This window comes from Dellaglioa sp. CoH-57-MRSF-18, assembly GCF_056781995.1.
Genome location: NZ_JBXAXX010000179.1, coordinates 1 through 309, shown reverse-complemented (window position 1 = coordinate 309; position 309 = coordinate 1). Strand labels below are relative to the sequence as shown.

Annotated in this window: 1 protein-coding gene; it reads left to right on the top strand. The window is 52.1% G+C overall.

The window, feature by feature from the left end; translation table 11 throughout:
* Positions 1 to 74: 74 nt before the first annotated feature.
* On the top strand, positions 75 to 309 hold a 235-nt coding region (locus AC1RPG_RS08635), incomplete at its 3' end, for a hypothetical protein (protein WP_481762576.1).

Here is a 309-nt window from a genome sequence, read left to right as displayed (position 1 = left end):
CTAAACCTTGATACTCAATCAGGTCCGCTGGTTGCAGCATTTTCCGTCACCGCCAACCAATCATAAGGTTCAACATGGCAGATACTAATAAGCTCGTTCTGGCGGACTTGACAGCCGACGTGGATCAATTCGTTTCCCAGTTTCAAAACTACCTTACCACCATCCCATCGTGGCAGGGAACGCTCACGACAATGACATCGGAGACCCTGATCGAGCTAGCAGCATCGGTCGGGGCTTTTGCGCAGGGCCGCATCATTCGCGCTGCGGAGGACTGTTTTGCTGAAACGGCTCAATCTGATTCAGCAATCC